The 23,451-nt window shown below is 44.8% G+C and carries 21 protein-coding genes; 7 read left to right on the plus strand and 14 right to left on the minus strand.

Going from position 1 to position 23,451, the window contains the following annotated elements:
• Positions 1-24: 24 nt before the first annotated feature.
• Complete coding sequence (locus ACQY73_RS25730; protein ID WP_428656589.1) at positions 25-429, minus strand: hypothetical protein; 405 nt, start codon at positions 427-429, stop codon at positions 25-27.
• 432 nt (positions 430-861) lie between these two features.
• Here ACQY73_RS25730 and ACQY73_RS25735 point away from each other — a divergent pair, with 432 nt between their 5' ends.
• A complete protein-coding gene (locus tag ACQY73_RS25735; RefSeq protein WP_428656592.1) occupies positions 862-1,755 on the plus strand; it encodes a S1 family peptidase in 894 nt (297 codons plus the stop codon).
• Positions 1,756-1,815: 60 nt separating this feature from the next.
• Here the strand turns inward: ACQY73_RS25735 and ACQY73_RS25740 are convergent, their stop codons facing one another.
• Complete coding sequence (locus tag ACQY73_RS25740; RefSeq protein WP_428656595.1) at positions 1,816-2,619, minus strand: SDR family oxidoreductase; 804 nt, start codon at positions 2,617-2,619, stop codon at positions 1,816-1,818.
• 90 nt (positions 2,620-2,709) lie between these two features.
• Entirely contained in the window at positions 2,710-3,714 is a 1,005-nt protein-coding gene (locus tag ACQY73_RS25745; RefSeq protein ID WP_428656597.1) for a helix-turn-helix domain-containing protein, read from the minus strand.
• Between the two features lie 212 nt (positions 3,715-3,926).
• Here ACQY73_RS25745 and ACQY73_RS25750 point away from each other — a divergent pair, with 212 nt between their 5' ends.
• The 3 genes from ACQY73_RS25750 to ACQY73_RS25760 all read left to right on the plus strand — a co-directional run bounded on the left by ACQY73_RS25750 (position 3,927) and on the right by ACQY73_RS25760 (position 5,875).
• Positions 3,927-5,342: an aldehyde dehydrogenase family protein gene (locus ACQY73_RS25750; protein ID WP_428656599.1), complete on the plus strand. Its 1,416-nt coding sequence runs from the start codon at positions 3,927-3,929 to the stop codon at positions 5,340-5,342.
• A gap of 61 nt (positions 5,343-5,403) precedes the next feature.
• Positions 5,404-5,640 carry a DUF4160 domain-containing protein gene (locus ACQY73_RS25755; RefSeq protein ID WP_428656601.1) on the plus strand — a complete coding sequence of 79 codons (237 nt, stop codon included), beginning with the start codon at positions 5,404-5,406 and terminating at the stop codon, positions 5,638-5,640.
• Positions 5,561-5,875 carry a DUF2442 domain-containing protein gene (locus ACQY73_RS25760; protein WP_428656603.1) on the plus strand — a complete coding sequence of 105 codons (315 nt, stop codon included), beginning with the start codon at positions 5,561-5,563 and terminating at the stop codon, positions 5,873-5,875. The genes ACQY73_RS25755 and ACQY73_RS25760 overlap by 80 nt, the downstream gene beginning before the upstream one ends.
• A gap of 34 nt (positions 5,876-5,909) precedes the next feature.
• Here ACQY73_RS25760 and ACQY73_RS25765 read toward each other — a convergent pair whose 3' ends face one another.
• Complete coding sequence (locus ACQY73_RS25765; RefSeq protein WP_428656605.1) at positions 5,910-8,153, minus strand: tetratricopeptide repeat protein; 2,244 nt, start codon at positions 8,151-8,153, stop codon at positions 5,910-5,912.
• A gap of 275 nt (positions 8,154-8,428) precedes the next feature.
• Here ACQY73_RS25765 and ACQY73_RS25770 point away from each other — a divergent pair, with 275 nt between their 5' ends.
• Positions 8,429-10,552 (plus strand): PQQ-binding-like beta-propeller repeat protein, encoded by a 2,124-nt coding sequence (locus tag ACQY73_RS25770; protein WP_428656607.1) that lies wholly within the window; start codon positions 8,429-8,431, stop codon positions 10,550-10,552.
• 148 nt (positions 10,553-10,700) lie between these two features.
• On the opposite strand, the gene ACQY73_RS25775 is transcribed toward ACQY73_RS25770, so the two are convergent.
• From ACQY73_RS25775 to ACQY73_RS25790, 4 genes are all read right to left on the minus strand, one after another.
• Positions 10,701-11,474 (minus strand): NIPSNAP family protein, encoded by a 774-nt coding sequence (locus ACQY73_RS25775; RefSeq protein WP_428656609.1) that lies wholly within the window; start codon positions 11,472-11,474, stop codon positions 10,701-10,703.
• Positions 11,475-11,614: 140 nt separating this feature from the next.
• Positions 11,615-11,779, minus strand: coding sequence for a hypothetical protein (locus ACQY73_RS25780; RefSeq protein WP_428656611.1), 165 nt, complete (start codon positions 11,777-11,779; stop codon positions 11,615-11,617).
• Positions 11,780-11,794: 15 nt separating this feature from the next.
• Positions 11,795-12,235 (minus strand): DUF6934 family protein, encoded by a 441-nt coding sequence (locus ACQY73_RS25785; protein ID WP_428656614.1) that lies wholly within the window; start codon positions 12,233-12,235, stop codon positions 11,795-11,797.
• 102 nt (positions 12,236-12,337) lie between these two features.
• On the minus strand, positions 12,338-13,381 hold the full coding sequence (locus ACQY73_RS25790; protein ID WP_428656616.1) for a serine hydrolase domain-containing protein: 1,044 nt from the start codon (positions 13,379-13,381) through the stop codon (positions 12,338-12,340).
• Positions 13,382-13,531: 150 nt separating this feature from the next.
• Between ACQY73_RS25790 and ACQY73_RS25795 the strand changes: the two genes are divergently transcribed.
• The gene (locus ACQY73_RS25795; RefSeq protein WP_428656618.1) at positions 13,532-13,894 is read left to right on the plus strand and encodes a DUF1304 domain-containing protein; all 363 of its coding nucleotides are present in this window, start codon (positions 13,532-13,534) and stop codon (positions 13,892-13,894) included.
• Positions 13,895-13,972: 78 nt separating this feature from the next.
• Here the strand turns inward: ACQY73_RS25795 and ACQY73_RS25800 are convergent, their stop codons facing one another.
• The 6 genes from ACQY73_RS25800 to ACQY73_RS25825 all read right to left on the minus strand — a co-directional run bounded on the left by ACQY73_RS25800 (position 13,973) and on the right by ACQY73_RS25825 (position 21,871).
• Entirely contained in the window at positions 13,973-16,243 is a 2,271-nt protein-coding gene (locus ACQY73_RS25800; protein WP_428656621.1) for a DPP IV N-terminal domain-containing protein, read from the minus strand.
• Positions 16,244-16,513: 270 nt separating this feature from the next.
• Positions 16,514-17,488, minus strand: coding sequence for a T9SS type A sorting domain-containing protein (locus ACQY73_RS25805; protein WP_428656623.1), 975 nt, complete (start codon positions 17,486-17,488; stop codon positions 16,514-16,516).
• Positions 17,489-17,634: 146 nt separating this feature from the next.
• Positions 17,635-18,429: a hypothetical protein gene (locus ACQY73_RS25810; protein WP_428656625.1), complete on the minus strand. Its 795-nt coding sequence runs from the start codon at positions 18,427-18,429 to the stop codon at positions 17,635-17,637.
• Positions 18,430-18,857: 428 nt separating this feature from the next.
• Positions 18,858-20,261, minus strand: a complete 1,404-nt coding sequence (locus ACQY73_RS25815; protein WP_428656627.1) for an NAD(P)(+) transhydrogenase (Re/Si-specific) subunit beta — start codon at positions 20,259-20,261, stop codon at positions 18,858-18,860.
• 67 nt (positions 20,262-20,328) lie between these two features.
• Positions 20,329-20,637, minus strand: coding sequence for an NAD(P) transhydrogenase subunit alpha (locus ACQY73_RS25820; protein ID WP_013928540.1), 309 nt, complete (start codon positions 20,635-20,637; stop codon positions 20,329-20,331).
• 106 nt (positions 20,638-20,743) lie between these two features.
• Complete coding sequence (locus ACQY73_RS25825) at positions 20,744-21,871, minus strand: Re/Si-specific NAD(P)(+) transhydrogenase subunit alpha (protein WP_428656631.1); 1,128 nt, start codon at positions 21,869-21,871, stop codon at positions 20,744-20,746.
• Positions 21,872-22,099: 228 nt separating this feature from the next.
• Between ACQY73_RS25825 and uxuA the strand changes: the two genes are divergently transcribed.
• Entirely contained in the window at positions 22,100-23,290 is a 1,191-nt protein-coding gene (gene uxuA / locus ACQY73_RS25830) for a mannonate dehydratase (protein ID WP_428656633.1), read from the plus strand.
• The last annotated feature ends 161 nt before the right edge of the window (positions 23,291-23,451 follow it).

The raw sequence follows: 23,451 nt of genomic DNA on the forward strand, positions 1-23,451 counted from the left end.
AAGCACTTTGAGTAAAGTGTAAACTTAAGCCCGGTTTGGCGGGGGAGAATTAGGCTCGCTGTAATGCGGTACGAAGTTGTCTAAATAATGACCGAAATTATCAGTGTAAAGCTCTGCGTCAATGGTGTGAATAAATTCCAGATCAAGGGGAGGCCAAATAAGACAAACACTGAATTCTTCTAAGAGGCTATGCTCTTCACTTGGGTCGCCAGAAGGGACGTCCTGATGGTGCGAGGTGTTAAAAACGGTTATTGCCAGCCATTCAAAAAGAGTATCGGTTGGATTATTGGAAGGTGTTGCCTGATAAAAAAAACCTCTTCCGGAAAAACCGGATGGGCTTACATTATCCATAGATACATGAATCATTTGCAGTAATAATACCCAGCAAATGAGCCTTTTGACGATATGTGTGGAAGCTATCGGTTTCATGTTCTTATGACAAATATATAAATAAAACCGTCTTTCCCATAGGGGTTATGTTAAAAAAATCCAAAATCTATAATTCATAGAGTCTAGTGATTAAGGTTTTTACATTAAAAGAAAAGAAGATGCCTTTGAAAATTTATATTAAGCATAAATAAAGTCATTTCAACGAGATAGTTCAATTATCGTCCTTTTCCGAAAACTGTTTTAAGATTAGTAGGTTCATGAAATTACTTTGCATTATGTTTGACCCCATCCGGGGTCAAACAAAAAAAAGCTAATTTAGAACTATCCTTTTTGTTAACTGATTTAAAATCAAAGTGTTTTACAGCAAACAAAACACTTGACTGTTTAGCTTTTTCTTTGTGGTACAGGAATTGCTATTAATCTTCCTGAAAGTTGCAGTACTTTCGGAAAATTCTAACCAACCCTTTACGAATGTTTGTCGAAGCCATTGAGCGAATCAGCGAGTTTACCCGACCTATTCATATTATTACCCGTTTATACCACCAATCCGACGTATTGCCCGGTGCAGCTACCATGTTTTTTGTCAACGAATCCGGCTACGCCGTGACGTGCCGACACGTGGCTGAGATCATCGTTAATGCCTCGGCGGTTCAGCAAAATTATACGCTGTTTGCGGCTGAAATGCGCAAGTATCAACGCGACCCTCAGTTTCGTTTGCATCAAAAGCGATTGGAACAAAAGCACGGTATTTCGTTGGGTACCATTATTACCCAAAAAATGGATTTCATCAATTGCTTTGACAGCCTGACCCACATTGATGTAACCTATCACCAAAAATACGATTTGGCGCTGTTGCGCTTCCGAACCGACGGGAAATCATACTACGGCCGACCGGCCGAATTTTTGGCTGACGGACAGGCTATAAAACCCGGAAAGTCATTGTGTCGATTGGGGTATCCTTTCTCGGAATTCAACAATTTTCGTTACAATGCTGATCTGGATGATATTGAATGGACCGGTGCGGCACCTCACGTAACGCCTGCTTTTCCCATCGACGGCATTGTGACCCGTTTTATCGGCGACGAAACGGGACTGGCTTACGCGATCGAGATGAGTACTCCCGGATTGGTGGGCCAAAGCGGCGGTCCATTGTTTGATACGACAGGAGCGGTGTATGGCATGCAACAGTCTACGCGGCACCTTCACTTAGGTTTTGATATGGTCAACCGTGACGTATGGATCGGTACGCAACGCGCCAAAGTTTCCAACCACCCTTTTCTGCACGTAGGAGTATGTATTAGCGGAAACATCATCAAGGATTTTTTACGCCAACACGGGGTGAAGTTTTACCAGACCAAAGGATAGACATTTAAGACTTTCCAAGTTTATTATGCCGGACTAAAACCCGGAAAGTCTGTTCTGCTGTTATTTAAGACCATAACTGCCTTTCAACAGGTATTCAAAGAAACGACTGGGCAGAAAACGTTTGAGCCAAAGCGAAAATCGCTGTACAAACGGCCCGGCAATGTAATGGATCTGGGGGGACGAACTATTGATGGCCTGCTCAATGATCTTGGCAATATAAATGGGATCTTGCGCCTTCCTGATCTCGTCATTGACGATCGTGTTCATGAACTCTACCAATGAACGATAAGGAGACGCCGGAGATGGCATAGCTACGAGGCGTGCGGCGTTGATGTTGGTGCGTACATCGCCCGGCAATATACTGCACGCCCGAATGCCGAAAGGTTTCAGCTCAATGTTCAGCGTTTCGGTCAGTATCTCAACGGCGGCTTTGCTGGCGCTGTAAATACCGCGATAAGGCAAACCCATACGCCCTGCAATGGAAGCAACATTGATGATCAGTCCATTATTCTGGAGCCGCATGATCGGTAATGCCACCCGACAGGTTCGGAGCAAGCCATACACATTGGTGTTGAATACCTGTTCGATCATATCATCGGGCGTTTCTTCCAGTGCGCCGATGATGCCCAATCCGGCATTATTGATGAGTACGTCAAGACGATGTTCACGTTGAAGAAGTTGTGCAATCGCGGCATGAATAGTGGCTTCGTCGTTAACATCCAAAAGGAGTGTTTGAAAAGGCACAACGTCAGTAAAAGGTTTGCGACTTGTGCCGTACACGCGGTGTCCTAATTGTGTTAAGTATTCGGCTGTTGCGCGGCCAATTCCGGTAGAAGCTCCCGTAATTAAAATAACTTTGGACATTTTTTAGGTTTGTCGCTAATGGTTAAAAAGTTAAGGTTAACGGTGTTGTTGCCAAGACGATTAACGGATAACGAGTAACAATTAACTGCCTTACTTTTTGATTTGATTTAACTCTTCCTGCATTTGATTGACCAAATGCTTCAGATGATCCAAAGATACGGTAGGCTCGGGCAAAACAGTACTGAAAAATGCTTTAATTTCCCAAACTTCCAATACGTCTTTCAGGGGAACTTCGAAGGTGGGAATGGTATTTTTATCTGAACTGAGCAAAAGAGTCCCTTTGATCTTTACTTGATTGTATACCCGTCGGCATACTACGCCCAGGTTTCGGGCTACCAATAAGTAGGTTTTTCCATCCGCAATATCGTACCAATTGCCGATAAATTGTCCGATCAAAAACGCATTTGAGTACGTAAAATCATCTCCGGCTTCAAATGCCCGGTAGGAGCCATTGGGTAAAAGCGGCCACTGAAAAACCGGTAACCGTTTGATATACTCATTCTGGTTGAATTTCTCAATGTATTCCTTCCATTGGCTTTGGCGCACGTAAGGAATTAACTGAGGTGAGGTTTTTTCATATTCTGCCGACGGCATTTGTACCATCGTTGCGCCGGTGCTGTTATCGTATTTATTATTGAAAGAAGGTGCCTGATACGCAGAAACAGAGGGCGCGGACGGAGTTGGCGGCTTGGGTGGTTCCACTACCGGAGGTGGCAACGATACTGCAGGCGGTACCGGTACAGGCTGTGGACGGGGTGTGGCGGCAGGAGGTGTATAATACTGGTCAAAAATGCTGGATAATGTCTGAGGTTCTACGCCTTTTGGTTCGGCTACAAGTGGAGTAGCGGCGGGCTTGTCTATCGGCAGCATATTGGGCGTTTCACGGATTTTACGCAGGTCTTTTTTTAGCAAATCATCCACAGATACGTTGAAAAGTTTTGACATCAACTTCAATACATCAATGTTGGGATTGGCCCGTTGTTCCTCATAAGCTCCTACTGAAGCACGTTTAATGCCCAAACGGCGGGCAAACTGATCCTGCGTCATTCCGTGAAGCTTACGCAGGTACTTCATATTATCGCTGACAATACTCATGGCAATTTTGATAAAAATTTTAGTAAAAATAAGGAATTTTCAGTTTTACTAAAAATACATCTGCAATCTCCTTAAAAATTGTATTTTTGGTGAGAAATAATGAGACGAAAGATAGAAATTGGAACGAAATGGCAGTACTCGTGTTTTCGAAAAAAGTATTCCCTAAAAAGACCTCTCTTCTTATAACCACTTAATAATCAATATATTCTGTAATGGTAGCCGTTGAACCAACCTCGACCCTTGACCTGCAACGCGTTTTTGATGCCCAACATAAAAATGCAGCTAATATAGCACTGACCGGTGCCAACGAGCGAGTTGAAAAACTAAAAGCGTTGCTGGACTATATCATGGCCCATCTTCCGGAGATAGAAAAGGCGATGTATGATGATTTTCGTAAGCCCGGCGTAGAAGTAATGCTTGGAGAAGTGTATACCATTACATCAGAAATAAAATACGCCTGTAAAAACCTGAAACACTGGGTAAAACCTCAACGGGTTCCGACGCCGTTGGGTATGATCGGTACGTCCAATTATATCAAACACGAGCCTAAGGGTAACATTTTGATCATTTCCCCGTGGAATTATCCGTTGGCGTTAGCCATTAAGCCCCTTATTTCTGCCATTGCGGCGGGGAACGTTGCCATCTTGAAACCTTCTGAATTGACGCCACACACTTCGCTCTTTCTCAAAAAAATGATAAACGATCTGTTTGCGGAAAATGAAGTGGCTGTTTTTGAAGGAGATTCGGAAGTAGCCACGGAATTGCTGAAACTGCCTTTCAACCATATTTTCTTTACGGGCGCACCTGCTATCGGAAAAATTGTGATGCGCGCCGCCGCCGAACATTTGGCTTCGGTGACATTGGAATTGGGAGGCAAATCTCCGAACATCATCGACGAAACAGCCGACATTAAAAAAGCAGCGGAAATGACAGCTTGGAGTAAGTGTCTTAATAATGGGCAAACGTGCATCGCCGCCGATTACGTAATGATCCATGAATCTAAAAAGGAAGAATTCATTAGCGCCTATGGCGAAGCACTGCAAAAAATGTACAATGGAAACGCCGAAAAATCAGACAGTTATGCAAGAATTGTCAATAATCGTCATTTTAATCGTTTGAAAGGATACTTGGAAGATGCCGTGGCAAAAGGCGCTTCTGTAGCGATTGGTGGAAAAACATTGGCGGAACAAAACTATGTAGAGCCAACTTTATTGACGAACGTCAACGATAGTATGAAAATCATGCAGGATGAGATCTTTGGACCTCTGTTGCCGGTGCTTACCTATAAAAACAAAGAAGAAGTGATTTTGTATGTGAACAGCAAAGAAAAACCGCTTGCGCTTTACATTCACAGCAGCAATTCTAAAAACATTGATTATTTCCTGAATAATACCACGGCGGGCGATACAGTCATCAATGATCTGATGCTTCAATTCGGAAATGCTGAGTTACCCTTTGGCGGCGTCAACAACAGTGGTATCGGGAAGTCAAACGGCTATTTTGGTTTTCAGGAATTCAGCAATCTGAGAGGCGTGTCTAAACGGCAATTCGGCACCATGAAGTTTCTGTATCCTCCTTATACTGATAAAGTCAGAAGAATCATTGATATCTTTGTGAAGTATTTTTAATTTTACAATGCCGACATTATTTATACGATTTGGTCTTCGGTTTTTTTTTAGAATGTTTGATATGGTAAATGAACCCTTTCATATTCATATATCAGATGATGCTAACAAACTTTGCAAATACTGGATTTTTGAAAATCAACATTTTGAGTTAGCAGATCATGTGGGTTTCAATAAAAAAGAACTAAGGAAGATAGAGCAGATATTAGCCGAATCAATGAATGAAATTTGTAATCAATATGAGTATTACTGCAACACAAACCATATTGCGCCCAACTACAAAATCAGGAAAGCGCCCTAAATTTAAGGATTTGCCTACCTTTGCTAAAGTCAAAGTGACTGATAATCAGGTAGGTTTTTGGTTAAACGACGGGCGTGAAATTTGGATACCGTTGGATTGGTCAGATTTGCTGCAAAATGCAACCCCGGTAGAACGTCAAAATTTCAAAGTAAGTGCTTACAATGTATTTTGGGAGTCTATTGATGAAATCATCGGAATAGAGAATGTACTCTACGGTGAAAAGTTGTTTCTTTGATTTTGTAGACTGCTTCTCTTTTTGAATAATTTCCTTACATCTTCGGACAAGACGTTTTTCCCCGATTTCTGCGTGAGGCGGGCCTGAACCGTAATTGAGTTTTAGTCACCAAGTATCCGCCTTTTCCTTTTTTGAAGACATCTCCGCCGCCGGCCATCGGAATAAAATCCATAGAGGGCAAAAACGCAAAGTCATCAATCGGTTGTGCCTTTACGTCAAAAAGCGGGTCACCGGGAAAGTGGTATGTTTCAAAATCGTAATCAAATAAGAAGATCGTTACAAAACCGTCAGGACTGTATTTAAGGCTGATGTCGTTGGTTGGCATAAGCTTAAAGGCCTGCTTCAGATCCGCACGACCGGCGAACACGTCCTTAAAGTGATCATGGTAAAGTTTGGCCCGATTGTATAGATAAATGACATTGGCAGTGTCGTAGCTGATGGCAATGTCGAGGTAATGGCCTGAAAAATCCCTGCGAGATTCTTTCGCAAACAATACCCCCATATTATTGATGGCGTGTCGGCTCAGGTACTGTTGATAATGCTCAATAGCGGGCGCTTCTTCGTTGCGATTTTTATAGACATTGCCGATATTCACATGATAAGGTTTTTTTGTAGAATCGACTTCCAAGGCTTTTTCAAAGTCCTGCATCGACAGTGTCGAAAATTTGGTCTCATCTTTGTGGTTGCGCTCATGACGCTCTCGAAGTGATAAATACGACTGCACAATGCCCCGATTGTTGTACAACATCGCCAGTTTACGTTGCCGCAACAGACTGTCATAGATAACCTTGGCGCGGTCGATTTCGTCTTTATTCAGAAGAGATATCGCCAAACCGTTGCTGGCATTTACGTTGCTTGGATCCATTCGGTGAGCATCCGAAAAGTCGTCTAATGCGTCTTCATATTCACGGCATTTTAGGTATATATTTCCCCGATTAACAAGCATACGAACACTTGCTTCTTCGTTAGCTTTGATGGCTTTTTCAAGCCATTTCAACGAGGAAAGAAAATACCCTTCGATGCGTAAATATTCACTCATCGCCAAGCACGGAAGCAGTCCATGCCCTGATAATCGAACGGCTGTCTGAACATCATCTTTGGCCAATTTTGACTGTTCGGTATAAAGTCGACAAAAAGCCCGCGCTGCAAAAAAATCCGCGTGTTGGCGATTTTTATTGTTCAAAATATCCCCCGCCAGATCAAAACAACAGACGGCTTCGCCAAAATTTCGTAAGCGATAATAGACCATGCCAAGTCCCAGCCACGCACTTTTTTGGGTAGAATCCAGATCAAGCGCTCGTTCAAAGGCCTTTTGTGCCTGCCGCTGTCCGTTGGTGCCCACATAGGCATTTCCCAAGCTCAACCAAGCTTCTGCTGAAACGTCATTGTGGCGGCAGGCGGCATCGTATTCCAGCACGGCAAGTTGGTATTTCCGTTGCCGGTATAAGGCATGTCCCAGTCCCAAATGGGCTGCAAAACGATAATAAGGGTCTTTTTGGTCTAAATATTCGCGGTATAACGCTTCAGCTTCCTCGTATTCGTGTTGGGCCAGATGGGCATTTCCTCGCTGAACAAGCAGGCGTGGACCTATTGCATGACGGCCGGTTCTAACGGCAAATTTCTCCGCTTTTTCATACAACTTTTCAGCCTGTTTGTAGTCACCAAGCCTGAAAAGAACATTGGCAGTTAATTCATGGAATTCAGCTGCTTTGGCAAACCCGATGCGTTTTGCGTGGTCTTGGGCACTTTTGAGTTCGTTGAGTCGGTAGTTTGCCAAGGCCATGTTGAAAAGCAACGTATCGGTGGTTTGGGCTGCTTCCCAAGTAGCGAGGCCTTTATTGATCTCGCCTTTTTGAGCTTCCCATACGCCTTTATTGTGCAGATACCGCCGTCCAACTCCCGTATGTGTCATCATCTCCAAGGCGGCATCGTAGTTTTTCATCAAACCCGTCACCAACGAGAGATTGTACAATAACGTATCGTTGGTAGGGGAATATTCTTGGGCTTGTCGAAACAGTGATTGAGCACTGTGAAGCCTGAGTTGGTAGGCCTGCTGAATTCCCGCGTTGTTAAGTTGTTTGAAACGTTTGTCCGTAAATTTCGGCGTTTCTCCGGGAGGTAGATTGGGGTTTCGTTTTGGTATATTTACGGGCAGTGAAGGTACCTTTAAAGGCACTGAACCGTGCGTATTTGTTGAGTCAACTCCTTCGGCAAATACAGGCCATAAGGAGGTAAATGCCAACAAAAGTAAGCCGGTAACAAGCCTTTTTTGGAACATTATGAACCAATATTTTGGGTAGCTATTTATACAATCTTTCACACGAACCGTGCCATTTTGGCTACTTTTCAAAAAAACAAAATATTGGGTCCGAACAGGAAACAAAATCAATCTACTAAAGATGGTTGGTAAAAATACCGGTTACGACTCAAAAAACAAAGCATACAATCGGAGATATTCAGTACTTATTCGTAAACGGTATTCTCCTTTTCTATAGTTGGAACATGAAAAAAGGCCTGAATTGTGCTTTTGGATTCAGCTAACATACGCTCCTTATGAAATTTACTTTTTTGCTCAAAATCACAATTGCCGGGGTGGCACTTATTGCTTCCGCGTGGTACTCTGTCGCCGATGATAAAAATCGTTACATGGGCTGGAGTGAATTTTTGGGCGGGCCTGAACGTACCCATTATTCAAGCCTGACTCAAATTACGACCGAAAATGTCCAAAATTTGCAGGTGGCATGGGAATATCATTCCGGCGATACCACAGGACAGATCCAGTGCAATCCCATCATGGTCGATGGCGTATTGTATGGCACAACGGCTTCTGTACAGGTATTTGCCCTTGATGCCGCCACCGGAAAAGAACTTTGGAAATTCAAAGAATCTAAAGACCCACAATGGTTTAATACCAACCGTGGAGTGACCTATTGGGCTGATGGCGACGATAAACGAATTTTCTTCAGCGCGGGACAGTGGCTCTATGCATTGGAAGCAGCCACCGGCAAACCCATCGAATCCTTTGGCGAAAACGGACGCATGGATCTACACAACGGTTTGCCCGATTCGGCCAAAGACAAATTCATTTGTTCCAATACGCCGGGCACTGTTTTCAAAGACCTGATCATTATGCCGGTGCGCTTATCCGAAGGGCCGGACGCTGCGCCGGGGCATATTCGAGCGTTCAATGTACGCACGGGAAAATTGGCGTGGACTTTTCGTACCATTCCAAATCCCGGCGAAGTTGGATATACTACATGGGATAAAAATAATTACAAAAATACAGACGTAGGAGCCGCCAACAATTGGGCGGGCATGGCCGTTGACCGCGACCGAGGCATTCTCTTTGTTCCGACGGGATCGGCGGGATATGATTTCTATGGGGGCAATCGTCCCGGCCAAAATCTCTTTGCCAATTGCCTGTTGGCACTTGATGCCAATACGGGTAAGCGCTTGTGGCATTTTCAATTTGTCCACCATGACGTGTGGGATCGAGACCTGCCTTCGGCCCCCACGCTCGTGACGGTCAATCGCGACGGAAAGAAAATAGATGCCGTGGCGCAGATCACAAAGTCAGGATTTGTGTTCGTTTTTGATCGGGTAACGGGAAAGTCGCTTTTTCCTATCAAAGAAATTGCCGTTCCTGTTAATGGAGTGCCGGGCGAAAAACCGTGGCCTACGCAACCGGTACCGCTCAAACCGGCACCTTTTGCGCGTCAGAGTGTAACCGTCAATGACATAAACCCTTACGCAGCCAACAAAGAAGAATTGGCCGCTACGTTGCGAAGTATTCGTCACCGTAATCAGTTTGAACAACCAAGCAAAGAAGGAACGCTGATCTTTCCGGGCTACGACGGCGGTGGTGAGTGGGGCGGGGCAGGTTACGACCCTGAAACAGGTATTTTATACGTGAATTCCAACGAGATGCCGTGGATCATGACCATTGTTGATAAGCCTAAAATGGATAAATTAGCCATGCTTCCTACAGGTGAGCGGGCTTATGTGCAGTATTGTACGGCTTGTCACGGCACCGAACGCAAAGGAAATCCTAAAAGCGGTTATCCCTCGTTGGTAGATATTAATACCCGTCGCGACCGGGCCTATGTTCATACACTTGTCACGAATGGAAAAGGAATGATGCCGGGCTTTTCGTACCTGACGGCCATGGAAAAAGATGCGTTGATCGCTTTTCTGTTTGGAGAAGAGAAAAAAGAAGCGGGCAGTAATGCGGTTGTCGATAAATTTTCGAGCGTTCCCTATAAAACAACGGGTTATAATAAATTTTTGGATAAAGACGGTTATCCGGGCATCAATCCGCCCTGGGGGCAGTTGAGTGCCATCAATCTCAATACAGGAGAATACGCATGGAAGATCACTTTGGGGGAATTTAAAGAATTGTCTGCTAAGGGGATTCCGCCAACGGGCTGCGAAAACTACGGCGGCCCGGTCATTACAGCAGGCGGCGTGTTATTTATCGCTGCTACTAAAGATGGAATGTTTCGGGCGTTTGACAAGAAAACGGGGAAATTGTTGTACGAAACCAAACTCCCGGCCGCCGGTTTTGCCACGCCAAGCACCTATCAGGCCAATGGCAAACAATACGTGGTCATTGCGTGCGGAGGTACTAAATTGGGAACGGCCAAAGGAGACAGTTATGTAGCGTTTGCCTTGCCGTAAGTTTTCAGTAGTGATCAGTAGCGAGTAGTGAGCTTTTCCGTTTAGTGGCTAAATGAAAACGTTTGCTTTTGCCTCTAACTTACTAAGTTATGGATAAAAGCAAACGTTTTTGTAGTAAAGAGTACCGGTTATCCTTGTTCCCTTAAACTCATATCTGCGAATAAGCTGTTGGTTCTAAGAAAATCCGTTCGATTCTGGAAACAGTATTGGCGTATTCGGGAGCTTGGGAAATTTGTTTCCAATCAGGATCGGCGCTGAATTGCGCCCAGTTGGCGTTACGCTCTTCCATGTTTTTAAATGTCAGCATATAGGTCAAACACGGCATGCGCGGACCGATAAGTACTTCTCCGAAAAACACAATGTTGAGCTTGGTCTTGTTGAAAACGGCAATTTCGGCGTCGTTAAACATCTTGATCTTACGGCGAACGGCGTCTTCGTTGTAGCCTTCATAGGTGCGTAACTCCAGAAGACGAGGTTCTTTGGAAGGCACGGCCAATTTGGGCATACCGTCAAACGCGACCATCAACGAACTGCTTTGGCGGTCAAAAGTGGCTTTGTCAACCGGGGTTTGCAGGTAGCTTTCAGCAGCTTTGAGATAATCAGCATCGGTTTTCAATTGACCGTGAATTTGAAAATACTGCTCCTGTGCAGTATACACGATCAGCACATGCAACTTGGCGGGATCATCTTTGCTCATTTCTTTAAAAACGCCGACTTTGCTCGCTCCCAAGCGATTAAGTGTCGGAATCAGGGCTGTTTGGATATAGGCTTCCAAGCGGCCCATTCCTCCCATTTTCGTTTCGTAGGAACGCAGTTCATATACTTCTTTGTCGTTCTTCTTAACGGATTGAGCAACCAATTTGGGCGAAACCGCTCCAAGGCCAAGCAGCGAGGAGGCCGCCATAAACTTTCTTCTTTTCATTCGGATATGTAGGTTATTGCTTGAAAAAGCAGAAGAACGCAATTCCATACCCAAAAGTCGTAGAAGTGAATTAGATCATCAAGTAACGGAGGCGTCGGAAAACGTCTGAGAATAAAAACTCTTTACGGAAGAGAGCTGGACTATTTTGTCAATTCTTTAGGTAAACCAACTCTTTTGAGTGTCTTGTTGGCTTTTTCTGCTTTTTGCTCGAAAAAGCTGTGCTTTTGATTTTCATTAATCAAACGATTAATGAAGATTTGGGTATCTTTTGGGGATTCTATTCGGCGCTTTGTAATCGTTTTCATACTCAAATTTAACTTTTATTTTCGTTTTATTAAGAAAGCTTCATAGTTTTTTCCCTTCACAAATAGCTCCCACTTATCTTCTGACAATCCCCAAACTATAAAAATTGTATCAATCATTTCAAAGTTATTACTGATTCCAATTCTATAAAGCCTTGTTCTGGAAGGCGAACTTCCTTCTGCGTAAATGATTGCTTCCGGATAGTGATTCGTAAATTCAATAGCTGTTTGAGCAACCGTAATTAATATTTTTTGCCTATCGCCGTTGTTTGAAACAATTTCGTCGCTGACGTCACCCGTAATTGGATTAATATCTCCAAATCCTAAGTTCCAAACATTTAAAATATCCATTGGTACATATCGAATCTTCTTCCGAATTTCTCCTTTAGGGCCAATGCTTGTAAAATGAAATTCAATGAAATTACCGGACGCTTCAAGTGGATATTTATCTACATTCATCTTCTGACTTTTGCCTGTAATTTACAAAAGAGGTACAATGTACACGGTGAAATGTTCGTAAACGGCACACCGGCTTGTCGCTATTCTAATGCAGCACCGGTCTTATTTTTCAATGATCTCTCGAATCTTTGCGCGGATTTGGAGACTGGCTGCATTGCTCAGTTTTTGTTCTGTTTTTGTGAAGATAATGCCCGCAACGTTGTTTTTGGAATCTTGCCACGGATGCGTCCCAAACAGTCCCGGACTGCTGGTTTCAAAGGCATTTCCTGAACTGTTCACAACATCCCGCCAGTTGCCGATGCCGTACCTGACCACCGGCGTGGGAAAATCAGAATAAGGATTGGAAGGGTAAGGTGTTCCTTCGATCACAGCGCCCCGGGTTTGGTCGCTGAGCATTTCAGCAACGGCACTTTCGCTCAAAACACGTTTTCCGTTGAAGGTGCCTTTGTTGACGATCATTTCCAGAAAGTTCAGGTAACTGTTGGCCGAGGTCCATATGCCTCCGGCAATCAGCGGATTTTTCGGCCCGGTCAGTAGATAAGAGGCAGTTAGTTCGCAGGGAGTAGCTACTTTTTCGTTAAATAATGTTTCCCACGGCTTGCCCGAAACCACTTCTGCAATGCGACCTGCAATCTGCATTCCGACACTTCCGTAGTTGAACGTAGTGCCCGGTGCGTGGAGCATTTTTGTATAAATCGCCAGAGAATCTACGGCGTCTGCCAAGGTGAGGGTAGCACGGTATTCATAATTTTGAGGGGAATCTCCCGGAAATCCGGAGGTGTGCGAAAACAGTTGCCGAATGGTGATATTGCCTTTTTTGTACTTGGTGAAAATAGGCAGGAATTTACCGACGGTATCATCCAACGTGATTTTTTTATCATCTACGAGTGCCATAATGACTGCGCCTGACATCCATTTAGACGCTGACGCGATCAGTCGGCTGTCTTTGGCCGTGAGGTTGACTTCTTTTTGGTAAATGAGTTTTCCGTTTTGAGCTACCAGTACCACGATGTTGTTTTGGTATGCGGCAAGATTATCTTCTATGAGTTTATCGACCGCCGAAAAATCGTATTGTTTAGGTGAAATCTCGGATGTTTTACAGGCAAAAAGCACAAACAAAAAGGAGTAGACCGCTAATTTTTTCATGGCGTTGATGGAATGTTATACGAATAAATGGACGGGGGTTTGATAGCATCCAACCGCTTTGGTTTAAACGTCGAAGGTTAATTTGCAAAAGAAAGATTAATGGCTACTTTCGTTGAAGTGAATAGATCAATCCTAAATCTTTCAAAGACAATGAAAATAATCGCAGAAATCCTCATCGGACTGGTGGCTGTGGAGCATTTATATATTTTATGGCTGGAAATGTTTGCCTGGACTACGAGAGGACCGAAAGTTTTTACCAAATATCCCAAAGAGTTTTTCGCCAAAACCACCTCCCTTGCGGCCAATCAAGGACTTTACAATGGCTTTTTGGCGGCAGGACTTATTTGGTCTTTGTTGATAAACGATGCAGAATGGAGTCAGAATGTTGCCCGATTTTTCTTGGGTTGCGTTATCGTGGCGGGAATTTACGGAGCAGTATCGGCTGATAAAAAGATATTTTTTGTGCAGGCCATTCCTGCCATTCTCGCGATGATTGCTACGTTTGTTTGGTGACTTTAAGAAAGAAAAAATGCGTATCCAATGTTTCGCAACACTTGGATACGCTACTTAATTTTGAAGCTTTAAATGTATTTATTTTCCTTTAGACTCATTGCCTGATGATAATTGTACAGACCAAGACGGTGGCTCAACGCCAAGCAGGTGACGTACAAAAAAATCGCGCCGTTTACGCTCGCCGTAATCGCCTCCCATAGAGTGGCCCATGTTGGGAACCATCAGAAAATCAAAATCTTTGTTGGCTTTAATAAGCGCATTCACAAGTTGAAGACTGGATGCCGGGTCTACGTTGTCGTCCACTTCGCCCAAGATCAGCAGCAGTTTTCCTTCCAATTTATGGGCGTGGGTCACGTTGGAAGATTCAGCGTAGTGCGGACCAATGGGATAACCCATCCACAATTCATTCCACCATATTTTGTCCATTCGGTTATCGTGACAGCCTGACGAAGAAACAGCAACTTTATAAAAATCAGGATGTTGTAGTAACGCACCAGCGGAGTTTTGTCCGCCGGCCGAATTGCCGAAAATACCAACCCGGCTAATATCCATCTCAGGATAAAGCGTTGCTGCCGCCTTCATCCATAAGATGCGGTCGGGGAAACCGCCGTCTTTGAGGTTTTGCCAGCAAACATCGTGGAAAGCTTTGGAGCGATTGGACGTGCCCATGCCGTCGAGTTGTACTGCAATAAAACCTAACTCGGCGATTTCAGACATGAGGCGGGCCCGCTCGTCTACAATAAATGATTTTGGCGCAAAAGAGCTGTGCGGCCCGGCATAAATGTACTCAATGACCGGGTATTTTTTCTTGGGATCAAAATTGGAAGGGCGAACAATAACGCCCCAAATGTCGGTTTTACCGTCGCGACCTTTGGCGGTGAATACTTCCGGTGCACGCCAGCCCGCTTTTTGGTATTCTGCTATGTCGCCTTTTTCGAGGTTCATGAGCAGCGAGCCGTCCGCAGCCGAGCGTAAAACGGTCACGGGCGGCATGTCAACGCGCGATGAAATAGAAATAAACGTTTGTTTGTCAGGAGAAAACGAAGCAATATGGTTGGCATTCTCGGTGGTAAGAGGCGTAAGGCCGGAGCCGTCGAAGTTGATGCGATAATAGTGAACATAATAAGGGTCTTGTTTGGGATTGATGCCGCTTGCCGCAAAAATCAGGGTGCGTTTGGCTTCATCAACGTGAATTACCTCACGCACTACCCATTCGCCTTTGGTTATTTGATTTTTAACCTTACCCGTTTGACCGTCAAAGAGATAGAGGTGGTTCCACCCGTCGCGCTCCGATAACCAGATGATTTCCTTTCCGTCGGCAACGTCGTAGCGATAGCGTTTGCCGCTGTAATCAATGAAGGTTTTGCTTTGCTCATCAATGAGCGCCCGAATAGCTCCGTTGGCGCCATTTACTTCTAAAATGCGATATGCCTGATGCCCGCGTTGGTTGTACTCGAAGGTAAAAGCATGACTGTCTTTGCGCCATTCCATGCGCGAAAGATTGTATTGTTGATTAAACAGTGCATCGTCGATGGGAATGTGTTTTCGTTCTTCTATCAAAAACAATTGAGGTCGTCGAATGGGCAGCGCATCGCCGGGTTTGAGGTAATCGCGGCTTTCAAGTTTGGGCTGTAATTGATCTTCCGGTGACGAGCGTACAAAATAGATCTCGTGTTTTTGACCGGGTCTTACTTTGTTGGTTACCAGTTTTTTAGAATCGGGCGACCATTGTACAAAACCTGAATAAAAATCACCTTCGGAGCCATCGAAACTTAGCTGAATTTCTTTTTTAGTGTTGATCGCACGAATGTACAGATTATGGTTTTTCGTGTAAGCCATCCAACTGCTGTCGGGCGATAAAACGGGTTTGTCGGTTTGGTCGCCGGCATTTGCGCCCCAATACCGAGCAGGCACTACGGGAACGGACCTTTTTTTGATCAGATTGTTTGAGGTAAGGTTGTATCCCCAAACAAACCCTTCGGCATTGAATTCAATTTCTTTATCATCTCTACTGTAACTGAAAGTGGAGAACGGCAGATTGTATGGCTCAATCTTTCCGTTGATGGCTGTTGAAAGTTTCTGAGCCAATTGAGGTTGATCGAAGGCTGATTGACGGGCTTTAGTGGTAGGATTGACCGCAAAAAATTCCCTGCCGCGCGGCGTCTTGACAAGATACCAAGCCCATTGACCGCTTGATGACCAATTGATGGAAGCCGGCGCATAATATAATTTATCCATGGCTTCCTTCATTTTTTTTGCCCGCTGATAATCTTCCGGACGGCCCTGAGCGAAAAGCATTGACGGCAGTAATGCTGCGCAAATCAGTAGAGGAGGGTAAAAGTTTTTCATTGAGTTGAGGATTTACAATGAATAGTAGGTCGTTTTGTGGGTTTTTGAATTTAATCTTCTCGTGTACTTTTTAACATTTTGGAATTGAACTTAGGAAGCATTCAGAAAAGATCATTTCATTGGTTGGCAATCAATTATGATTCGAAAGTTAATTTATTTTTCGAACAGAAATCTAACTTGCTGTTGTAACTATGGCTAAAAAACACCGTTGACCTCCAAAATAAAGAGCGACTGCCTGTTGAGGTAGCCGCTCTTTTGTATAACAGCGATTTAGTATTTCAAGACTTTACTGACATTGACGCGTCCATCGGAACGAGTGATCTGCATTAGATAAGTACCCGACGCAAAGTTTCTCATATCAATCTCATGCGCAGGCTGTTGTCCCGATTCGTATACTGTTTTCCCGTCGTTGGCAAGGAGTTTTATGCCCTTTATTTCAGCCCAATCATCGACCTTAACCTGAAGTTTCTCAACTACCGGATTCGGAAAGAGTGTGAGTTCGGTAGCAATTTCAAACTGCAAGCTTCGTATCGTGCTGTAAGAAAAACTGCCGTCATTGTCGACCATTCTGAGGCGGTAATAATTTGTGCCCGAAAGCGGCTGTTTGTCCGTGAAAGAGTAAGAAAGCAGCGTTTGACTTTCGTTCCCGGCGAGTATTTTGGTCAAAGAGTGCCAGAGTTTTGCGTCGGTGCTGCGCTGAATTTCAAAGAAGTCGCTATTGATTTCTAAGGTGGTTTTCCAGGAGATTTGAGCCGTATTTTCTACTTTTCGGGCTGTAAAATCCATTAATGTAACGGGCAAAGCTCCGGCGGTTCCGGCGGTAATGTACTTGAACGTGGTAGGAGCGACCAAGTCATTGTACACGTAATGAGTCGTCGTATTTTGAACACTTCCCGAAGTCACCACGTAGCTTGTATTGGCATGAATTATCTGTAAGCCACTTTCTGCATTGCCGTTCAACTCAGATGTTTTATAAAAAAGTCCCACTCTTCCCACAAACGTAAACGCGTCGCTGAAAGGATAAACCCGCGAAATACTTGGGGGAGAACTCATGATAGGGCCTCCCGAAACCTGCATGGTTTTGTTGGTCAACGTAAGATTTGCGGAAGGGCGGAGCGTGAGGCCATCAATGGATACATCGGTATTGGCACCGATAAAAATTCCGTCTGCACCAACACTGAATTGGGCATGAGTATGAATGATCGATAAAAAGGCGAGTTGGCACAGCAGTAAATAACGTTTCATGTGTGTAGAGGTTTAATCGGATGAAAATTAAGCAATTAAATTGAAAACGTTATATTTTACCAACAAGGCCGTTGTATAATAAGCCTTTTATCTCCTTTTGAGCATAGTAATCGATTTGGGTGAAAGAGCAGTCAGGTTTTGTTTGATTAAAAATAAAAATTCGCTCCAAAGCCATAAATGCCTTGCCAAGAGAAAAAATGATGCGTTGCACGACCGACGTGATCGGAGCCTAACTCACTGCCGGTATAATTGGCAAAAGCTGCCTGAAAATCAGATTGAACAAAGAACCGCCTGTAAATATCCAGTCTGAGACCACCGCTTACGCCCGTCACCCAACCTTGCAGGTGAAAACGGCCACTGTCGTAATCGCCCAATATGGTTGAGATCGTATAAGAAACCAGTGGTCCAACTCCCACTTTGCCTATTCCGCTCAATTGTAGGTTTTTGGTATGCCACAGTTGGTGTCGCTTGGTCAGATTGAACAAAAGATAGTTGTTGCCGTTGGTATGTTGAAGGTGAACAAAATTTGGAGTAACAAGCGTATCTTTATCAATGTAACGTCCTCTGATGTTGCCTCTTACGTGAATCACCTGATTGTCAGTAACCACATACTTTAGGTGATTCCAGGCTACTTCTACCCCTAAGTTATGCTTACCTTTAAAAAAATACCCCAAACTCATGTTGTATTGAGGAATGGTGAGCCGCGTAATGCGCCAAAATTCGTGCATATCGGCGCTGTCGTGGGCCTTGGCATCTATGAAAGTGAAGTCATAGTTGTCGGTCGTGGTGTTTTTGAAACGAATAGTACTTTTGGAATACCATTCCCGGTTGTAGCTCCAATTAAAGTATAAATTGCCTTTCTTTTTGGCCGGTGTTGATTGATTTTGGGCAATCGCAGATACAGCAAAGCTGACCGCGATCAGTGCATAAATTATTCTCACAAAGTAATCAGGTTAGTAATGGTGAAGCAAAAGTAAGAATGCGTCGGAATTTTACCTCACTAATTTTGAAGAAATAGTATTCCTAAAAGGTAAAAAATAAATAATAGTGCCGGAAGAGAGGTGAATTTGGATTTTTCGACTAAATGATTGACGATTGCATTTTGCCCTTGTTGGCGTTTTTTTACCAACAGGCTTTAAAGATTTGATTAATATTCCCTGTCTCAGGAACATTTTTTTAGACTGCTTGATGTATTATAACGACCTCGGAGAGGTCCAACCTTTGTAGAAACGTTTGGATTGTCACATTTTTCAGCTTCGGAGAAGCGCAACCTTCATTTAAGGTTGCGCTTCTCCGAAGCTTTGGTAATTTTAATTGATAATCATTATTGCTACAAAGGTTATGCTTCTCCGAAGCTGAAAAAGACCTGTTAGTCCATACCTTTTAACTCTGTTACTACTTTTGTGATGGAATCTTTGGCGTCGCCGAAGAGCATGAGGCAGTTAGGGTAATAGAAAAGCTCGTTGTCGATACCGGCATAACCTGCGGCCATAGAGCGTTTACTCACGATCACGGTGCGGGCTTTGTCGGCGTTGAGGATGGGCATTCCATAGATAGGGCTGGCAGGATTACTGCGCGCGGCGGGGTTTACTACGTCATTAGCCCCTACCACAAAGACTACGTCGGTGGTAGAAAATTGATCATTGATCTCTTCCATTTCCACAAGCTTATCATACGCCACATTCGATTCTGCCAACAGTACGTTCATGTGGCCCGGCATCCGTCCCGCCACGGGGTGAATGGCATATTTTACCTCTACACCACGTTTTTCAAGAATAGCTTCGAGTTCATGAATGACGTGCTGTGCCTGTGCTACCGCCAAACCATAGCCCGGCACCACGATTACTTTTTGGGCATAGTTCATCAAAATAGCTACATCTGAAGGCGTGCTGCTTTTGACCGTCCCGCCGATGGTTGCGCCGGTGTCGCCGCCCGTTGCACCGCCGCCGCCAAATGAACCGAAAATTACGTTGGTCAACGACCGGTTCATGGCATTACACATCAGGATTGTGAGCAGCGTACCGGCCGAACCCACCAGGATTCCTCCCGTAAGCATGACCTGATTGTCGTACAGAAAACCGCCGAAGGCCGCCGCTACTCCCGTAAAAGAGTTCAGCAGCGAAATGACCACGGGCATATCTGCACCACCAATGGGCAACACAAACAGAATACCGTATCCTAATGACAGGGCAAAAATGAGATATAACAACCCTGAAGAAGGGTGACCGAAGGACAGATAAACGCTCAGTCCTAGGATACTTGCCATCAGGATAATGGTAAAGATATTTTGGGCGGGAAGTTTGAAGGTCTTTTTCAGGATCTCCTGCAGCTTAGCATAAGCAATGATACTTCCCGAAAAAGAAACACTTCCGATAACCAATCCGGCTACGATGGTTAACATCGTTATGGGAGGAGTATCGCCATGCAGGTGGCCGAATTCTACTAACGAGATCAAGGCCGCGCACGCGCCCCCCATTCCGTTAAAAAGACTCACCATTTGGGGCATGGCCGTCATTTTTACCTTCTTAGCCGATATCCAGCCCAGTACGGTTCCGATGGCGATACCGCCGAATATCCAGCCGTAATTGCCGATAGACTCGCCCTCTTCATTCTTATGCATGAAAATGGTTCCTAAGATGGCGAGTGTCATACCCGCTGCGGCCAAAAAGTTACCATTGCGGGCAGTTTTCGGGCCGGAAAGCATTTTTAAACCCACAATAAAAAAGACAGAACCTAAAAGATAAATGAGGTATAACCAATATTGTTGCAGCATTTCAGTGTTCGTTTACGGTAAAGAATGTACAGTCACTGCCCTTTTTTAACTGACTGTAGGCTAAGTTTTACTTCTTCTTTTTAAACATTTCCAACATTCGGTCGGTGACCACAAAACCGCCGACCACGTTGAGCGTGCCGAGAATTACGGCTAGAAAACCCAGAATCAAAGCAGGCCAATTGCCGGCTTCGGCGTGCCCCATCACGATGATGGCGCCGATGATGACCACTCCGTGGATGGCATTGGCACCCGACATTAAGGGCGTATGCAACGCCGACGGTACTTTGGAAATGACCTCGATCCCGACAAAAATGGAGAGGATAAGGATATAAATAAGCTGGATATTTTCTCCGATGAATGTGATGATTGAATCCATTTGTTTGTGGTACGGGCATCCTGCCCGTTTTATAACAATGATTTTATGATAATCTTTGAAATTCAGGTGCTTCAAGTGCTGACGGACAGGCTGTCCGTACCACATTTCAGCCTAAAATCCCTTTGGTGAACCCGTGGATTAATTCGCCTTTGTGCGTAATGAGGCTGCCTTTGGTGATCTCTTCTTCCAATTCCCATTTGAACCCATCTTTGTTGGCTAAATGGAAAAGAAGTGTGCTGATATTTTTGGCATACAGGTCGCTGGCGTTGGTTGAGAGAAGTGCGGGAAGGTTCGATTCTCCGATGATGGTAATGCCGTTTTTGACCACGGTTTTATTGGGTTCGCTCAAAGCGCAGTTTCCGCCCGATTCCACGGCCATATCTACAATCACGCTGCCCGTTTTCATGGAGTTAACCATTTCTTCCGTGACAAGGATAGGAGCTTTCTTACCCATGACCAATGCTGTTGTAATAACAATGTCGGCATCTTTGATACGCTGTTTGATGAGGTCCTGTTGTTTTTGTAAGAATTCCGCCGACACTTCTTTGGCGTAGCCGCCTTCCGACTTATTGGCTTCCATGCCTTCCACGCTCAGAAACTTACCGCCCAATGATTCCACCTGCTCTTTGGTTTCGGGGCGAACATCCGATACTTCCACGACCGCACCGAGGCGCTTGGCGGTGGCAATGGCCTGTAACCCCGCCACGCCCGCACCGAATATCAGCACTTTGGACGGTTTAATGGTTCCGGCGGCGGTCATCATGAGCGGGAATATCTTGCCGAGTGCATTGGCTCCGAGCAATACAGCTTTGTAGCCCGCCAAGTTGGCCTGCGAACTGAGCGCATCCATACTTTGGGCCTTGGTAGTGCGTGGTACCGCATCCATGCTGAAAGCTGATATCTTCTTTGCGTTGAGTGCTTTGACCAGTTCGGGCTGGGTATAAGCGTACAAAAACGAGATCGAAACAGCTCCTTCGCGCATTTGCGCGACCTCTTCGAGCGTAGGGGCGTTGACTTTAAGCACCACGTCGGCATCGGCCAGAAGCGTTTTAGTGTCGGCTGCGACAGTAGCGCCGGCCTTTTCGTACTCTGCATTTAAAAGGGAGGAATTTTCGCCCGCGCCACGTTCGATGGCACACGTAAAACCTACTTTCAGAAGAGATTTAACAATATCAGGTGTGATAGCGACGCGCCTTTCAAAGGCTTTCGTTTCTTTTAAAATCGCAATTTTCAAGGTCAAGAAGATTTTTAGGAATTAAACGCCAAAATATAGGACATAATTTGCATAAACAATAGCTGAGGTCTGTTTTTAGCAAATTTGTGAAGTAATTTTTTTCAATTGCTGACTTTATTTTTTTGCTTATCGACAGCAACGGATATACCTTGATAAGGTGCGAAAGAAAGCGAACTACTCGAACAGAGATTTATAAATAACAATTAACAGTGCATCAGCACATAAAGTATGGCATTAGAACAAACATGGCGGTGGTTTGGCCCCAATGACCCCGTCAGCCTGTCAGATGTAAGACAGGCCGGCGCAACGGGCATTGTAAACGCCTTGCACCAAATTCCAAACGGTCAGGTTTGGACGGTAGAAGACATTCAGCACCGCAAGGCTATCATTGAGCAGGCAGGACTCAGTTGGTCGGTGGTGGAAAGTGTTCCCATTCATGAGGATATCAAAAAAGCCTCGGGCAACTACAAACAATACATCGAGAATTATAAAGAATCGCTGGTCAATCTGGCTCAGAGCGGCATTGATACGGTTTGTTACAACTTCATGCCCATTTTGGACTGGACGCGTACCGATTTGGACTCACCGATGCCCGACGGCTCTACAGGGTTGAGGTTTGATTTTAATGAATTTGCAGCGTTTGAACTATACATTCTCCAACGTGCCGGTGCAGCAGCACATTACACCGAAACCCAACAAAAAAAGGCAAAAGCATGGATCGATAAAGCATCTGAAACCGACGTCAAACGATTGGTGCGTAACATCATTGCGGGATTGCCCGGCTCGGAAGAAAGCTATACCGTAGAGCAATTCAGAGATGTGTTGGATACGTATAAATACACAGGTGACAAAGAATTACGCGAAAATCTGTATGCCTTCCTGCGAGAAATCGTTCCCGTAGCGCAGGATGCAGGTATTCGATTGTCGATTCACCCCGATGATCCACCGTATCCGATTCTGGGATTACCGCGCGTGGTAAGTACCGAAGCTGATGCCAAGCAATTGTTGGCCGCGGTTGAGTTGCCCGCCAATGGGATATGTTTTTGTACCGGAAGCTACGGCGTACGGGCCGACAATGATTTGGTAGGAATGGTTGAGCGCCTCGGCGACCGTATTCATTTTATTCATTTGCGGGCTACGCAGCGTGACGAAGAAGGAAACTTCCACGAAGCCAACCACTTGGAAGGAAATGTAGACATGTACGGTGTGATGAAAGCGCTGATACTGGAACAAAGAAGGAGAAAGCAGGAAGGACGCACAGACCTGCGCATGCCGTTCCGCCCTGACCACGGCCATAAAATGCTCGATGACCTCAACGCCGGCAAGAAGACCAATCCGGGTTATACCGCCATTGGTCGCCTGCGTGGATTGGCAGAATTGCGTGGCTTGGAAATGGGAATTGAGCGGAGTATTTTGTAATAAAACAATGTCTTTTAGTAAAAATCTGATTTTTATTTGATTTTATTGATGGCTAATTTGGCAGCAAAATCGCTCAAATGAACGTCTGTTTTTCATCCTGTCACTCTCTTTATTTGCATGGATAAGTTCTTGGAAATAAAGAGAGTGTTTTTTTGTCTGAT

It is taken from the genome of Runella sp. (assembly GCF_965279615.1).
Classification (GTDB): Bacteria; Bacteroidota; Bacteroidia; order Cytophagales; family Spirosomataceae; genus Runella.

Bases quoted from the DNA above. Each gene is read 5' to 3' on its own strand.
- ACQY73_RS25750 (WP_428656599.1), top strand. From the start codon at position 3,927: ATGGTAGCCGTTGAACCAACCTCGACCCTTGACCTGCAACGCGTTTTT.
- ACQY73_RS25790 (WP_428656616.1), bottom strand. From the start codon at position 13,381: ATGAAAAAATTAGCGGTCTACTCCTTTTTGTTTGTGCTTTTTGCCTGT.
- ACQY73_RS25730 (WP_428656589.1), bottom strand. From the start codon at position 429: ATGAAACCGATAGCTTCCACACATATCGTCAAAAGGCTCATTTGCTGG.
- ACQY73_RS25740 (WP_428656595.1), bottom strand. From the start codon at position 2,619: ATGTCCAAAGTTATTTTAATTACGGGAGCTTCTACCGGAATTGGCCGC.
- ACQY73_RS25745 (WP_428656597.1), bottom strand. From the start codon at position 3,714: ATGAGTATTGTCAGCGATAATATGAAGTACCTGCGTAAGCTTCACGGA.
- ACQY73_RS25820 (WP_013928540.1), bottom strand. From the start codon at position 20,637: ATGGATTCAATCATCACATTCATCGGAGAAAATATCCAGCTTATTTAT.
- ACQY73_RS25765 (WP_428656605.1), bottom strand. From the start codon at position 8,153: ATGTTCCAAAAAAGGCTTGTTACCGGCTTACTTTTGTTGGCATTTACC.
- ACQY73_RS25795 (WP_428656618.1), top strand. From the start codon at position 13,532: ATGAAAATAATCGCAGAAATCCTCATCGGACTGGTGGCTGTGGAGCAT.
- ACQY73_RS25755 (WP_428656601.1), top strand. From the start codon at position 5,404: ATGGTAAATGAACCCTTTCATATTCATATATCAGATGATGCTAACAAA.
- ACQY73_RS25780 (WP_428656611.1), bottom strand. From the start codon at position 11,779: ATGAAAACGATTACAAAGCGCCGAATAGAATCCCCAAAAGATACCCAA.
- uxuA (WP_428656633.1), top strand. From the start codon at position 22,100: ATGGCATTAGAACAAACATGGCGGTGGTTTGGCCCCAATGACCCCGTC.
- ACQY73_RS25815 (WP_428656627.1), bottom strand. From the start codon at position 20,261: ATGCTGCAACAATATTGGTTATACCTCATTTATCTTTTAGGTTCTGTC.
- ACQY73_RS25775 (WP_428656609.1), bottom strand. From the start codon at position 11,474: ATGAAAAGAAGAAAGTTTATGGCGGCCTCCTCGCTGCTTGGCCTTGGA.
- ACQY73_RS25785 (WP_428656614.1), bottom strand. From the start codon at position 12,235: ATGAATGTAGATAAATATCCACTTGAAGCGTCCGGTAATTTCATTGAA.
- ACQY73_RS25800 (WP_428656621.1), bottom strand. From the start codon at position 16,243: ATGAAAAACTTTTACCCTCCTCTACTGATTTGCGCAGCATTACTGCCG.
- ACQY73_RS25770 (WP_428656607.1), top strand. From the start codon at position 8,429: ATGAAATTTACTTTTTTGCTCAAAATCACAATTGCCGGGGTGGCACTT.
- ACQY73_RS25805 (WP_428656623.1), bottom strand. From the start codon at position 17,488: ATGAAACGTTATTTACTGCTGTGCCAACTCGCCTTTTTATCGATCATT.
- ACQY73_RS25735 (WP_428656592.1), top strand. From the start codon at position 862: ATGTTTGTCGAAGCCATTGAGCGAATCAGCGAGTTTACCCGACCTATT.
- ACQY73_RS25760 (WP_428656603.1), top strand. From the start codon at position 5,561: ATGAAATTTGTAATCAATATGAGTATTACTGCAACACAAACCATATTG.